The sequence below is a fragment of the Candidatus Berkiella cookevillensis genome (genome assembly GCF_001431315.2).
Classification (GTDB): Bacteria; Pseudomonadota; Gammaproteobacteria; order Berkiellales; family Berkiellaceae; genus Berkiella_A; species Berkiella_A cookevillensis.
The window spans coordinates 2,744,925-2,759,854 of sequence record NZ_LKHV02000001.1; the positions used below are offsets into that span (position 1 = coordinate 2,744,925).

Annotated in this window: 9 protein-coding genes and 1 pseudogene; 1 reads left to right on the top strand and 9 read right to left on the bottom strand. The window is 39.7% G+C overall.

All coding sequences use genetic code 11. The features are described 5' to 3' along the window. Nucleotides 1-15: 15 nt before the first annotated feature. From CC99x_RS11815 to CC99x_RS11830, 4 genes are read right to left on the bottom strand one after another with little or no spacing between them, the layout of a single operon-like run. Nucleotides 16-555, bottom strand: a complete 540-nt coding sequence (locus CC99x_RS11815) for a pilus assembly protein PilP (RefSeq protein WP_057625195.1) — start codon at nt 553-555, stop codon at nt 16-18. Then, nucleotides 548-1,147: a type IV pilus inner membrane component PilO gene (locus CC99x_RS11820; RefSeq protein ID WP_057625196.1), complete on the bottom strand. Its 600-nt coding sequence runs from the start codon at nt 1,145-1,147 to the stop codon at nt 548-550. The genes CC99x_RS11815 and CC99x_RS11820 overlap by 8 nt, the downstream gene beginning before the upstream one ends. Next, on the bottom strand, nt 1,128-1,709 hold the full coding sequence (locus CC99x_RS11825; RefSeq protein ID WP_057625197.1) for a PilN domain-containing protein: 582 nt from the start codon (nt 1,707-1,709) through the stop codon (nt 1,128-1,130). The genes CC99x_RS11820 and CC99x_RS11825 overlap by 20 nt, the downstream gene beginning before the upstream one ends. After that, on the bottom strand, nt 1,706-2,770 hold the full coding sequence (locus tag CC99x_RS11830; RefSeq protein WP_057625198.1) for a type IV pilus assembly protein PilM: 1,065 nt from the start codon (nt 2,768-2,770) through the stop codon (nt 1,706-1,708). Before CC99x_RS11830 ends, CC99x_RS11825 begins: the two co-directional genes overlap by 4 nt. A gap of 341 nt (nt 2,771-3,111) precedes the next feature. Here CC99x_RS11830 and CC99x_RS11835 point away from each other — a divergent pair, with 341 nt between their 5' ends. Further along, entirely contained in the window at nt 3,112-5,484 is a 2,373-nt protein-coding gene (locus tag CC99x_RS11835; protein WP_200953491.1) for a penicillin-binding protein 1A, read from the top strand. 23 nt (nt 5,485-5,507) lie between these two features. On the opposite strand, the gene CC99x_RS11840 is transcribed toward CC99x_RS11835, so the two are convergent. The 5 genes and pseudogenes from CC99x_RS11840 to rpmE all read right to left on the bottom strand — a co-directional run. Further along, complete coding sequence (locus CC99x_RS11840) at nt 5,508-10,064, bottom strand: hypothetical protein (RefSeq protein ID WP_057625199.1); 4,557 nt, start codon at nt 10,062-10,064, stop codon at nt 5,508-5,510. A gap of 360 nt (nt 10,065-10,424) precedes the next feature. Next, complete coding sequence (locus CC99x_RS11845; RefSeq protein WP_057625200.1) at nt 10,425-11,444, bottom strand: hypothetical protein; 1,020 nt, start codon at nt 11,442-11,444, stop codon at nt 10,425-10,427. A 193-nt stretch (nt 11,445-11,637) separates the two neighbouring features. Then, nucleotides 11,638-12,597: a malate dehydrogenase gene (gene mdh / locus CC99x_RS11850; protein WP_057624271.1), complete on the bottom strand. Its 960-nt coding sequence runs from the start codon at nt 12,595-12,597 to the stop codon at nt 11,638-11,640. Between the two features lie 17 nt (nt 12,598-12,614). After that, complete coding sequence (locus CC99x_RS11855; protein ID WP_057624272.1) at nt 12,615-13,916, bottom strand: malic enzyme-like NAD(P)-binding protein; 1,302 nt, start codon at nt 13,914-13,916, stop codon at nt 12,615-12,617. 238 nt (nt 13,917-14,154) lie between these two features. Next, nucleotides 14,155-14,355, bottom strand: a pseudogene (gene rpmE, locus CC99x_RS11860) (50S ribosomal protein L31); the annotation flags it as partial. Between the last annotated feature and the right edge of the window lie 575 nt (nt 14,356-14,930).

Genomic DNA, 14,930 nt, shown 5'->3' on the forward strand with positions numbered 1-14,930 from the left:
TTTTTTAACTCCACACTATTCCTTTGTAACGGTTTCTTCTGCCGTTAATACCATGTCGGATTGACGCTCTTGCCATCCACCTGTGGGGCTGGGGACAATCTCCGTAATACCTACTTTTTCTTCTGTAATTGAATTAATTTTGCCATGATTGAGTCCAACATAATTTCCTTTGACTACGCGGTGGAGTGCGCCATCTTTGTCTACAATCAGCGCCCACATTTTGCCATCTCTTTCTAAGGTGCCCACCATTTTAAGTGCATCAATTGGAAAACCTTCTAAAGGCTCTTTGGGTCGATTTGCATCTGGGCGAATGCCATTATCCAGCACTGCGGTCGCAACTGTTTTTTCAGGATCCGGCGGCACAAAGGGACTACGCTTGTCTAAAGCTGCATATGTAAAAGTCTCATAGGGCTTAATTTGTGGTAAAGCTTCAATTTCTCCAGAAGGACGGGCTTTGACTTGAGCAATGTACTGCTCAAGCTTTTCTCGTTTCTCATCAAAATTACAACCTGCTACCACGAAGCACAAAATTAGCACAAGTAGTCGTCTAGTCATTCGACTCTCCTTCTGCTGTATACCGATAAGTCTTCGCCGTAATATTCATCATCAGTCTTTCATTCGTATCTTCGTTAGAAAGACGTTTAATTACAAAATCATGCAAGGTAACAATACGTGGCAAAGAAGCAATATTTGAAACAAATTCTGCAAATTGATGATAGGTACCAATCACCGCTATCTCTATGGGAAGCTCAACATAGAAATCAATTTCTTTTTCTGGCAAGAGGCGAATCGTACGAAACTCTAAACCTGTTGCAAGTCCTTGATGTGAAATATCTTCTAATAAGCCTGGCACTTCTGTTTTTTCTGGTAATTGGCGAAGTAAGGCACCAAAAGAGGCTTTCATCGTCTTCATTTGTTCTTGATAAGCATCTAAGTTTGCTGCTTGCTGCTGCTTATATTCAAAGGTCTGCTTGAGTGTTTGCTCTTCTTTTTCATATTGCTCTAAAACGCGCAATTGTTTTTTAGTATCAAACCAAACGCCTAAGGCAATCATTGAAAGCGTAATAAAGAGGATCATAATCCCCTTGGCAACCAAAGGCCAATTCCCAATGTCATTGATATCTAGCTCATTGAGGTTTAGGTTCATCGTGATCCACCGGCTCCTCTACAACTTGCACCGCTTCTAAATTAAAGCCTATGTATTTACCATCTTCTACTTTTTCATCTGCTTGAATAAGGTTTAAGTTAGGTCTCTTTAACCATGTGTATGCATCTATGTTACGCATAAAGGTAGATACGCGGGTATTGGATTCTGCTTTACCATCCAAAAGAATTTTTGTGTCACTTCGCGTAATGGATGTTAAATACAATCCTTCTGGCACCGTACGCACAATGCCATCAAATAAACGTACAATATGTGGCCGATTGGTTTGTAATTCTTGAATGATTTGCATTCTTGCAAGTAATTTTTCTTTCTCTTTTTGTAAGCCTTTGATTAATTCAATTTGCTTATCGAGTAAAGCAATCTCAGTGCGCAAGCGCTCATTATTGCCCATCTGAAAATTAATAGATGCCTTCATAGTAAGATGCATAATCACTATCAGAAAGACAGCAACCATCAAAGCACTACCCAAGAGCACCAGAAATTCTTTTTTCCTTGTCTCTTTTAACTCTTCACGCCAGGGTAATAAATTAATATGTGTGGTCATTGAAAGCTCCTCATGGCTAAACCACAACAAATCATCAGTGCCGCTGTATCGGCTTGCAGTGCTGGCAAATTGACTTTTGGTGCAATCGACATATTGGTAAAAGGATTTGCAAGTAATGCTGGAATACCTAGTTTCTCTTGTACTTTTTCAACAAGACCTGGAATAGTTGCTGTGCCACCTGCCATAATAATCTGATCAATTTCTGAATATTCTGAAGAAGAGAAAAAGAATTGCAAGGAACGACTTACTTGCTGCACAACACCTTCTTTAAAAGGTTCTAAGACTTCCGACTGATAATCTTCCGGTAATCCCCCCTGCTTTTTCGCACGACCTGCTTCTTCATAGCTCAAACCATAACGTCTCTGGATTTCTTCTGTGAGTTGCTTTCCACCAAAGATCTGATCGCGCGTATAGACCGTCACTTTATTTTTCAACACACTTAAGGTAGTCATAGAAGAACCAATGTCAACAACAGCAATGGTCTTGTTCTCACCATCATGAGCAAGTTGTGTTCCCAACAAGCTCAGTGCTCTTTCAATGGCGTAGGCTTCAATATCAACAACTTTAGTTGTCAATCCACCTAAACGAAGTGCTTGAACGCGTGTTTCAATATATTCAGCGCGCGATGCAGCTAATAGTACATCGACTAAGTCTGGACTCTTGCTAGAAGGGCCTAACACTTGGAAATCTAAAAAAACTTCTTGTAATGGATAAGGAATGTAACGGTCGGCTTCTAGCTGCAGTTGTGTTGCCAATTCTTGATCATTCAAGTTAGCATTCATCTGTATCACTTTTGTAATAACCGCAGAGCCAGAAACAGAAATAGCGCCAAATTTTGATTTGGCACGGGAACGCTTCATGAGTCGATCAACCGCATTTCCAACGGCTTCGATATCTTTGATTTCTTTTTCTTGCATCACATTAGGGGCTAAGGTCTCAACACCATAGCTTTCAACACGAAAGCCCTGTGGACCTTGGCTTAGTTCGAGCAATTTAACAGTGCAAGAACTGATGTCTATCCCTACCATTGGTGGCGTTTTTCGCTCGAATAAGCCAAACACGCATTTACTCCCTTAAACTTAAATGTGTAATGCCTTCAATAAAGTTATACAATAAACTTTATCGAAAAGTTGCTTACTTACAGCTTACATTTAGAAATGCTTTATGACAAAGTTATAGAACAATAACTTAATGCGCCACAAACAATACCACGAACAAATTTTTTCATGCATGCCCTAACTTGTCATTAAGATTTTCACCTAAAATAATAATTTAGGGGAGTAAATAGCCATAAGGGATGCAGACTCACGCCAGAGATCACTATATACTATCTTCTATGAATATATTACTACGCATCCTTTTTAGGGTATTTTTAAGTACAGGCGCAATGGCATTCTTTTGTTTGCTAGTTGTAGTACTTTATACAAATGCTCAACTACCCTCTGTGGAAGTATTAGAGGATATTCAGCTACAGGTTCCACTCAAAATATTTACAGCCGATGGAAAGTTAATTGGCGAATATGGGGAAAAAAGACGCACCCCAATACTTATCGAAGATGTCCCAGAGATCATGAAGTTAGCGATTCTCGCAACCGAAGATCGCCGCTTCTATCAACACAGTGGCATAGACATTCGTGGACTTGCGCGCGCAGCCATTCACTTAGTTTTATCAGGCACCAAAGAGCAGGGCGCAAGCACCATTACAATGCAGGTTGCGCGAAATTTCTTCCTCACACGCAAAAAAACCTTCAGCCGAAAACTGCACGAAATTTTACTCGCACGAAAAATCGAAAATGAATTATCCAAAGACAAAATTTTAGAGCTTTATCTAAACAAAATCTATTTTGGTAAAAGAGCTTACGGCGTTCAAGCAGCTGCACATGTTTACTATGGTACCGATATTCAAAATCTAGGGCTTGATCAAATCGCTATGCTCGCTGGATTACCGCAAGCACCTTCGTCAATCAATCCTATCAACAATCCAGAGGGAGCACTTAGACGTCGCGCTCATGTATTAAAGCGCATGCTACATTATGGATTTATCAGTGAAAGTGAATTTGAAGTCGCTAATCTTAAACCACTGAATGCAAAATATCATGGCCGTGTTGTCGATGTAGAGGCACCTTTTGTAGCTGAGATGGCACGCCAACAAGTGTACAAAATGTACGGTAATAAAGCCTATACCCAAGGCTTTGAAGCATACACCACTGTCAACAGCGAACTACAAAGCCTTGCGCGTTTATCTGTGCAAGAAGGTCTCTTAGAATACGATAAGCGTCATGGTTATCGTGGCGCATTTGCACATTGGAACCTAGAAGATAATCTGCCTCATACTGAATGGGCAAAAAAATTAAGCGAAATACCCACGGGTGGGCATTTACAACCCGCACTTGTGTTAAGCATAGAACCGGAATTTTTCACAGCACTCTTGGCCAACAATCAAATCGTCAAAGTTTCATTCCAAAGTATGGCATGGGCAAAGCAACAAATTACCAGTTTACGCTTAGGGCCTAAACCTAAATCTATTGATGAAGTTGTTGCAAAAGGCGACGTGGTTTTTCTTGAATCAAATAACACGGAATGGAATTTCAGCCAACTACCAGAAGCACAAAGTGCATTGGTGGCATTACATCCTAAAAATGGAGCCGTTTTAGCCTTGGTTGGCGGTTTTGATTTTGCGCTTTCTAATTTCAATCGCGCCAATCAATCTACTCGACAACCTGGCTCTAATTTCAAACCCTTTGTATATGCGGCTGCACTGGAAAATGGTTACACGGCTGCATCCGTCATTAACGATGCCCCCATTGTCTATATGGATGATAATTTGGAGGGCTACTGGAGACCTCAAAACGATACCCGACGTTTCTATGGACCAACGCGCCTACGTGTCGGTTTAACGAAGTCTCGAAACCTTGTTTCCATACGACTCCTACAAGCAGTGGGCATCGACAAAGCAATTAAAATACTCGATAAATTTGGCTTTGCTAAAAACCGATTGCCACGTGGACTTTCTTTAGCACTCGGAACCGCACAATTCTCTCCTCTGGAAATTGCCACGGGTTATGCTTCTTTTGCAAATGGCGGCTACAAAGTAAATGCGCATGTATTGGACAGAATTGAAGACAGCCAGAACCATATTATTTATAAAGCCAATTCTCCCATTGCATGCCCAGAATGCAATTTATTGGAAGAAGCGCACTTGGATCCTTCTCCCAAAGTAAAAAATAAAATTGATAATATGATCATGCTCTCTCCTGCTGACGAAGCACCCATACCTGCAGCGAAAGCCATTGATCCACAAACAGCTTATATCATGACCTCTATCTTACAAGATGCCATTGTGACTGGCACAGGACAACGCGCCAAAGCCCTACGTCGCGCTGATTTAGCTGGCAAAACAGGTACCACCAATAATAAATTAGATGCTTGGTACAGCGGCTTTAATCAATCGCTGGTGGCAACGGTATGGGTCGGTTTTGATGAACCTCGCTCCTTAAAAGAATATGGCTCAGAAGCAGCCTTACCTATTTGGATGAAATTTATGGGTGCAGCTTTAAATGGTGTCCCTGAAACCAAGCCTGAACAACCACGTGGCCTAGTCACCATTAAAATTGATCCTGAAACAGGCTTACTTGCCAGAGCAGGGCAGTCAAATGCAATATTTGAAATATTCCGTAAAGATACGCTGCCCTCACGCGCTGCACCGAGTATTGGTATAGATCGAGGTATTTCTCTGACCCCTAAAGCAGATAGTAGTGGTGACTCACTCTTCTAAGCACATAAATCTAAACATTGTCTTTAAGGTTTGGGAATGTCCTTCCTTGGCTTAGGTTCATCACTATCTAGCTTTGCCTTCTTGCTAGCGGGCTGCTGCTGATGCAGCTCTTGTGCAAGCGTTATCGGTGCAATACGCGGTGGATTATCAACCAAGGTTTCGATGTTTTGCAGATTTCCACTTGCTTTTGCAAGGCGCTCTTTTTCTTTTTTAAAAGCTTTTATTTCAGGCTCTAACTGCTCTGCTAACGCTTCAAGATAAGGATTCCGTCTTTGTGGGTTCACATCCTCATAACGAATAGCAATCTGCTCTCTCAATTGCTCTTGCAACGCTTCCAAACCACCTTCATAACGCTCTAGACTTAAGATTGCAGCTTGATATTGCTCTTTTAAACTTGCAAGCTCTTCTATAGAGGGGACATCACGGATCCCAGCTTCAATCTCATCTATTTCTTGTATAATATACCAAGCTTCATTTCTTTGACTTTTATACGCTTGCTCTAGAAAAACATATAATTCCCTTATTTCTAATAATTTTGGCCAATCTTGATCGGACGCATATTGCAACCACCCAAATTTAGGGTTTGGCATATCAGAAGACTTTCCATTATTTGCAGCTGTCATTAACGCAACTATTTCATCATTCAATTCAGGTTTCGTTGCAAAAATGAAAGGCGCCATCAACGCGGCAAGATGATATGTTTTATTTTCTGACATTTCTCGAACTGCATTTAACAAGAAATTCTTATTAATAGAATACTCACTCATACCAGATTTTTTCATAATATCCGCAAAAACTTGAATCAGTGCAGGATCATTTTTAGAAACCAATATGCTTGCTATTTTAGGAAAAGTTGCATCATTAATATAATCTTTATGCTCAGCAATAAACGCGCTTACCTGCTGAATATTTTTGATTTTATTGAGATCTTCCTCAGCTTTTTTATTTTTAGCAATAGCCTCAGCTTGAAGAGATTGCAAGTGTCGATCTAATCCTTCTTTCGCAAACGCAATAAAGCCGGTTGCGAATTCATTTGCTACTGCAATAGAACCTTGCAATTTGCTCATCACACCCTGCTGAGCTTGCTGCACAGCAAAGGATTGTGCACGCTCTCTCGCCGTTTCTTTCATCGCAGCCCACCAACCCGCTTGATCAGAATCAAAACCAATGGTTTCATCGATATTGGGGGCAAGCATATCAACCGCCAAAGTCTCTCTTTGTAGCAATTGTACATCGCATACAATACTATCCATGGCAGAGACAAGCACCAAATATTGTGTCACCGCATTAAGCTCTCCACCTTTGATTGCTTGATTGAGTCTTGCATTTTCGGCACTAATGTCATTTTTAAGATAAACGAATGGATCCTCACGTTTTTCTGCTTCTGTTTCAGGCAATTTAGCAAAAGCTGCTTTCTTTTGCTCATACAGCGTCCCCCCCTCTCTGGACAAACTCTGAGAAAGTGCTAACTCATGGACATCTTTAAATCCAAGATGCTGTGATACTTTGTTCAAGAATGCGCTGACATCCTCTGCCTTTCCTAGACCATATTTTTTAAGCAAGTTTTCATCCGTATGTTGTTGCCCTCTTTCAATTAATCCATACAGATCGTGTAATTCGGAAACCATATTGAACATAGCCTCAAAGGATTGTTCTCGTATGGTTTCCTGACAACAATCAACCAATATCTTATTAAAACTCTTTTCGTCTTTTACAGCATCAGTGCGCTGTGCCATTTTCGCTTTTATAACGTCCAGAGAGAACATCGTTGTTGTTGAGGCCACTTTATAAGCACCAGTTACAGGCATCAATGGATAAGCAGCATAATACGCTGCCATAGCGGCTGTATCATATACTTTACCGAGCATACCTTTTTCCGCAATGGTTTCCTCTTCAGGTGCGCGCCCTTGATATAAAGGATCTCGCGCCCTTTGCTCTTTTTGTTTGTTTCTTTCAGCAATATAATAAGCAAATTGATCTATGGATCCAGAGAAAAAATCTTGCGACATTTGCTGGCACATCTTGCCTGCTTCTTCATAAATTTTTTGCATCATGAAACCCATTTCGGTCGTTGTCATTGAATCAAAAGTTGTTTGATAAATGTTTTGATAGGCTGACAGCGCCATAGCAGGCGTCACATAGGCAGATTTAGCACTGCTGAGTGCTTTCGACAGCATATACATATCTGCTTGCTCTTCAATTGTTCTAAAAGATTTCTGAGCATATATCGCATTTGCTGCTTGACAAGCACCATCAAAAAATAATTTATACTCAGCAAAGCTTAAGTCATTCAATTTTTTCAAATCACTGGTTTGGATAACATTCGCAAAAACCATTAAGGTTTGCTCCAATTCTCTTTTGGTCTGCGGATTGGTTGTTGTTGCATATTGCTCAGTCAGTTTATTATTCAGTTCAAGAATAAATTCACGACCACCCATGTGATTAAACATCGTCTGAAGGACTTGCTGAGACTCTTTTCTCCATGTAGCTTCAGTCTCTTTTTGCAGGACATTCATCATGGTTTGCTTCGCCATTCTTGGCATACCTGATTTATCAACATTTGCACCTGCCAATGTCCATTCTTGATTTCTCGTTGTAATTTGTTTGCGCTCAATATCTCTATTCAGTTCAAGTGTTTGGGCATGTGGAATAACTCTTTCTCTTTTGTCTTGTGTATCAGCAGACCAACCCATCAATTGATTGACATTCTGAGATAACATACTCCAAATAGTTGCTTGAGGTTGCAATAATTCATCCAATACAGGATCCTCTTTCCATTTTGGCATGTAATGCGCCTGCAACATTTTGGTCATTTCATCGCGCATACTCTGATTAATGGCTTCACATAAATGCGTAGATTCTGCTTGTGCTTGTTTGGGGCCTGCCAAGAACCCAGCAATATTACTTTCAAGACTTTTTACAAAATCTTGCTTAAGATGACCTAAGACCTCTGTCTTAAATGTTTGATTCGATGGGTCATAAAATTTTGGCTCAAGATTCTCAAGCGCTATGGATATCGCTTTTTGCATTCTTTCTTTTGTTTGCAATTGCTCAACCACTTGTTTTGATTTATCAACCAATAAATTATAATGAACATTCTTGGTTTTATCTGAAACAGAACCTGCATTCATACGATTATATTCATCCGTGAAAATAGTCGCTGCTTGCTGCGCACCAATGCCTTTTTCCGCATCACCTTCCATAAATCTAGCACGTGCAGCTTGTTTTTCTTCTTCTGTGGCATAGACCATCAAATGAATAGCCAATGGCATGCTTGCATGCTTAGCCTCCCAATCTGGATGATTTTTCTTAAAATCTTCAATATCATAGCCCAAAGAACGTGCCATCTTTTCCATAAAGATTTTAAATTCTGGTTGTGCAAGATGCCCAAAGCCCAATGCTTCGTAATCAATTTGGATGCCAGGATGATTTTCCATCATTCTGCCAATGGTTTCATAGGCTAAATACATTTCAGTAACAAAACTATGTAAAGTATCATAGGCAATGGTTTTAGCCTGATTTTCAAATACCGATCTTACATGGGTATTTAAATCTACATGTCTCGTTGCTTCGTCCTTACCTGCTACATAATCGATTGCGGAAGTAAATGACATGAAGGTTGGCAATTTTTCACTTATTTTTTCTGCCATTTTTTGCGCGGCAGCTTTACCTACAGCCACACCTATGTTTTTACCTGCTTTTGCAGCCCCACCCAGTACTTGTCTAACCATACCTGGTTGTGGTGGTGGCACTTCCATTTTGCTATCAATATTTAGCTCTACATTTTGTTTCTTTTCTACACCTTCTTCATATCTTTCAGCAGCAGCGACTTGCTCTAAATTTTGTTTCATTCCCTCTGTAAATAGCTTCACGCCATAGCGTCCCGCAACTTCTGTTGCAGCTTTTTGTATAGAGCCCAGCCTTTGCTGCGCTTCTAAAATCTCCTGTTTTGTCTCTCCTCTGACAAATCTTACGACAGCGTCAATCATTCTTCTCCACCAAGATTTCTTTTTTCTATTAACGGTATGATGCGCTTCTCCCATGGTGGTTATGGTATTTAGATTTTGCACAATCTTAGGAACATTAAATTGCTTTATCACATAAATCTGCGACAAAGCTCGCTCTGAAAAATTATGTGCGGCAATTTGAGTACCCTTCTGAACAGCTTTATTTTTTCCTTCTACTGCTTTTACTGCATCGCTTTGCAATGCGCCTTCAATTGCATGACATAAAGCAGTAACATTTGTATAACTGGGTTCTTTGGAATCATCGATATCTGCTTGAATCGCAGCCTGTGCTTCTAACAGTGCTTTGCCGGCTTTAGAGGCTAAAAACTGTGGATCATCTAATATACTTGCATAACGCCCCCCAATCGCAAATTGTTTGTTCATCTCTTGCAATACATTCCATACTTCTCTTGCAAAGACTTCTTCTAAAACAGATTGATAGGTTGTGTGTACTTTCTGTTTCTCTTCAGCGGTCAGACCACTCAGCGCCGCGCCTTCAGTTTCATTCAGCTCAGGTTGTGGCAGTGCTATTTCGATTTGCTCTGAATTTGCGATTGGTTGATCATTTAACATAGGTGCATCTAAACCATTATTTAATAAGAGTCATGCCTGTAAGATGCTATTTCAAGCAATAAGTTCAAATCTCTGAACAAACTCAGGAGAAGATTAAAAATTGTCTTAAACAACAAGGAGCTAAGATATGAATGGTTGCTAAAATGCGTTAAAAATGATAACAGATTGAGCTGAAGCAGGTTGAATAGATAATCAGTTTAGGAAAATCAGGACAGCCATATATATTTTTAGCAATAAATCATTATTTATATCTATAAAAATAATCATACAATTCTGATATACAAATTAATTAAGTTTCAAAAAAGGTAAAATAAGCTGTTTTTTTCTATTGTAAATTGAGTGATTGTATAAAGTGAGGAGTTAAGCTATCGCTTGAGGATTATTGTATATTTTCTTTGCTTGAGTGATGCCTTTTAAAGCTTTCTTTCTCTCTTTGCCAAAATTTAACAGTAAGATTTCACTCCCCACTGCATGAGAAAAACTTTTAGCTAAATTTTTAACTAAAGATATCCAATTCATGGGTTCGAATTGCAATCTGCTTAAAATGGGCGCTAGATGTTCTGGAATAGAACCCGCTTTTTTATCATCCCGAATCACTCTGCCTGTATAGTCCACAAGCTCTAAATAATCGACAAGTTTAAAATCAATAGCATTTGAATGATTTTTTGAGACGTTTGAAAAAGGCACTAAGAACTTGGGTTGTGCAAGATTATTATATATATCAGCTTTTTCACGCTTAAGCTGTTTAATGGATTTTGGCTTATTGATTTTTAATTGCTTAGAAATATGCTGAATACGTTCATAAATAGAGGTAAATTCCGATTCTTCTGGGGTCGTGGTAATCCCAGCTCTCACCGGATTTAAATCAACATAAACCATTGCGCTCAACAACGCCCCTTCATCTAATAGCGCTTGAGATTTAAAGCGTCCTTCCCAGAATCTTCCAGCAGTATCATCCTCTTCGTTTACATCGCGCGCTATTTTTTCATTTAAACAACGCATAAACCAACTGATGCTGGTGAGTCGCTCTTTCCAAAGTTGAATCTTTTGCTTTAAATGCTTATTTTCTTCGGCATCTTTGGGGAAAATAGCTGCCCAACGACGGATGATTTCTGCTTCTGACCAATTCTCAGCCACTTTATCTTCTACATATAAAACCACATGATAATGATTGCTCATGATGGCATAGGCACAGATTTTGATAGCAAAGATATCTGCTAGATATTTTAATCGATCGACAATCCATGCTTTACGATGAGAATAATCTTTCTGTGTTAGTTTATCAAAACCACACAAAAAGCTGCGACGCACACATCGGTTCATGACGTGATAATACGGTGTTGCATTCAAATCAATTTGTTCTGAGCGAGCTAAAGTCATAACTTAAAAAATATCCCTATTACTGAAAGGAATTCTAGCTCAAAAATTTTGGGTGAAGCAACTTAATGTGGCTGTCCTATAGGAAAAAGGAAAAAGGAAAAGAAAAAGCAAATTGAATAGATAATCGTATTTAGGAGAAAAGAAGCTTCTTTGGCTCCCAGCCTATATTACTGAGAGCAAAGAAGAGAGAAGATTAAATGTTAAGATTCTTAACTGCAGCATTCAGCTCTTTCACAGCCTGAATCGACACATTAAGATTGTCTTTCTCGCTAGGCGTCAACTGAACCTCAATAATTGCCTCAACACCCTTTGCGCCAATTTTAGCAGGCGCACCAACAAAAAGCGCTTCTTCAATATCATATTGACCAGGCTTTAATTTGGTTGCACAGGGTAAAATACGCTTTTTATCTCGCAAGAAAGACTCAGCCATGTTAACAGCAGCAGTGGCTGGCGCATAAAATGCAGAGCCAGTCTTCAAGAGCGCAACAATTTCGCCCCCCCCTTTACGGGTTCTGTCCACAATTTCATCGAGCCTTGCCTGCGTAATCTTGCCTTGCTTAACAAGATCACTAAGGCTTACACCGGCAATGTTACTCATTTGTACCAAAGGCACCATGGTATCGCCATGTCCACCTAGCACATAGGCTTGTACCTGCTCAACAGAAACATTAAATTCCCATGCCAAGAAGGTTCTGAAACGCGCAGAATCCAATACTCCCGCCATACCAACGATCATATTGTCTGGCACACCTGAATATTCTTGTAATAAGTTAACCATGACATCTAAAGGATTGGTCACACAAATCACAAACGCTTTAGGTGCATATTGCTGAATACCTGCACCCACTGCTTTCATTACTTTTGCATTGATCTCTAATAAATCATCACGGCTCATGCCAGGTTTACGTGGCACACCTGCGGTTACAATGACAACATCAGCGCCTGCAATATCTTTATAGTCATTGGTGCCTACAACTTGATTATCAAAACCTTCGATAGGCCCACATTGACACAGATCAATCGCTTTGCCTTGGGGAACACCTTCGGTAATATCAAATAAAACCACATCTCCTAATTGCTTAAGCAATATTAGATGCGCAAGCGTACCACCAATATTACCTGCACCAATCAATGCAATTTTCTTTCTAGCCATCCTGCTCTCCCTTTCTGTTATGCTAAATCAGTTGCTAAATGCGTTTCTTGTTTTAATCCATTATCTTCTTTTAGTTTTGGATAATGCGAAGGATAGGGAAGTTTAGCAACGCCCGTTGTAATTGCCGCTTGTGCAACAGCACTTGATACAACCATCTTTAAACGTGGATCCATTGGCTTGGGCAAAATATATTCTGATCCAAAGCTAAAACTCTTGTCCGTATCATAAGCTTTTGAAATGATTTCTGGTACAGGTTGCTTCGCCAAATCGCGTATCGCCATCACCGCTGCAATCATCATTTCTTGATTAATACGTGTAGCTCTAACATCTAATGCACCTCTAAAAATATAAGGGAAACATAAAACGTTATTCACTTGGTTCGGATAATCACTTCTACCCGTTGCCATAATTAAATCATCTCTCACAGAGTGCGCAATTTCTGGAGAAATTTCTGGATCAGGATTTGATAATGCAAAAACAATTGGCTTATCATTCATTGATTGGAGCATTCTTGCAGATAATAAATTAGCACCAGACACACCAATAAATACATCCGCACCTTCAATCGCTTCTGCCAAAGTACGTTTTTGTGTTTCTGCAGCAAAGGCAAATTTATAAGGATTCAAATCTGCTCTGCCCGTATGAATGACGCCTTCTCTATCAATCATATAAATTTGATCGCGACGCAATCCCATCGCAATCAAGAGTCGCATAGAGGCGATACCAGCAGCACCCGCACCTAAACAAACCACTTTAATTTCGTCTAAATTTTTGCCTTGTAATTCCAAAGCATTCAGTAAGGCAGCAACAGTAATAATCGCTGTACCATGTTGATCATCATGAAAGACAGGAATATCAAGTCTTTCAATTAATGCTTGTTCTATTTCAAAGCACTGAGGACCTTTAATGTCTTCAAGATTAATACCACCAAAAGTGGGAGCAATACGCGCAACAGTATTAATAAAAGCTTGTGGATTAGAAGCATTGACTTCAATGTCAAAAACATCGATGTCTGCAAATTGTTTAAATAAAACGGCTTTACCTTCCATGACAGGTTTTGCAGCTAAAGGGCCAACATTGCCTAAACCAAGTACGGCAGTACCATTGGTGATAACCCCAACTAAATTTCCTTTCAAGGTGTATTGATAAGCCAATTCTGGATCTGCTTTAATCTGTCGAACTGGTTCAGCAACACCCGGCGTGTATGCAAGCGCAAGATCCCGTTGTGTTTCAGTGGGCTTGGTAATTTGAATACATAGTTTTCCAGGACGTGGCTCAGAATGATACGCTAATGCGCTTTCTTTGAGCTCTTGGGTCATTTTGATCACCTATTTGATAAGTACAACGAATTTTGAGTGTATATCCTTATCGCTCCCTAAGCTGCACAAAGTAGTGTGCCTAGGGAAAGAATGCTGTTTTCTCAAGCATAACGACAAGGAATATATGTGAAAATTACACTTATTATTTTGATTTTTTAGTGTCTTCTTTTGCTTTGGCTTTAGACTTCGCTTTAGCTTTCACAGCTGTTTTTTCTACAGCAGGCGCAGCAGCTGCTTTAGCAGCATAACGTCTCATAAATTGATCAACACGGCCTTCTGTATCCATAATCTTATGTTTACCGGTATAAAAAGGGTGACATTCACTGCACACTTCTACACGCAAGGTTTCGCCATGATAGGTTGATTTAGTTGCAAAACTGTTTCCACAGCTGCATAGTACATCAACTTTTTTATAATTAGGATGAATATCTGCTTTCATAAAACCCCTTGTTTATTTGAGTATCGCTACAAAGCACTAAGCTTCGCACCACACTACATTTTATTCTGAACCACTTAGAAATTTAAGCTCGTTATCTTAGCTTAAAGGAACCTACCTGAGCAAGAAAAGAAATGTATCTTATAGGCTATTTCGTGACCATACACTTAATATATTTACTGATCAAAGCTTGAATATACTATTTCATCGTGTTTTGAAGCATGCTATAACTATATAACTAACAAACTTACTTCTTAGTCATAGCAATGATTACGATTAAAGACTGTTTAGATTTTTCTACACTCAGCGAAGTTGAGATATGCGCTATTGCTGACCATGCTCACGAACCAATCATCCTATCTGTGGCACACGGCGAGTGTTTATCTCAAAGCCCAGATGGCAAACACACCATCGCAGAGTATGTAGCGGAGAACAGTGTACACACGCATAAAAATTATGCCGTGCACCACCGCGGAAAATTGAAACATCGCCATTACACAAGAGACCGCTAAGCTTTTTTAGCTTTTTTAAAAATAAAGTCCCGCAAAAACGGAACTTTATCCTCTTTAAGATATGGA